This is a genomic window from Mesorhizobium sp. M2E.F.Ca.ET.209.01.1.1, assembly GCF_004010375.2.
In the GTDB taxonomy this organism is placed as follows: domain Bacteria; phylum Pseudomonadota; class Alphaproteobacteria; order Rhizobiales; family Rhizobiaceae; genus Mesorhizobium.
This window is the reverse complement of record NZ_SADP02001051.1, coordinates 1-298: the sequence shown is the minus strand read 5'-3', so window position 1 is coordinate 298 and position 298 is coordinate 1. Positions and strand designations below refer to the sequence as shown.

Here is a 298-nt window from a genome sequence, read left to right as displayed (position 1 = left end):
GTGCTCTTCCGATCTCGACGGGTGGCGCTGCGATCCGTTGACGGTGATGGATGCCTCGAGCCGCTACCTTCTGGCGCTCGAAGCGACGGGTTCGACGGCGGACGCCGAGGCCTGGCCGGTGTTCGAGCGACTGTTTGAGGAGCATGGCCTGCCGGATCGCTTCAGAAGCGACAATGGCTCGCCCTTCGCGTCGGCCGGCGTCACCGGGCTGACGCCGCTTGCGGTGCGCTTCATCAAGCTCGGCATCACGTTGGAACGGATCGCACCCGGCAAGCCGCAGCAGAACGGTCGCCACGAG

1 pseudogene is annotated in these 298 nt (G+C 66.8%); it reads left to right on the top strand.

Going from position 1 to position 298, the window contains the following annotated elements:
* Window positions 1–298: pseudogene (locus EN852_RS39080) on the top strand (DDE-type integrase/transposase/recombinase); the annotation flags it as partial.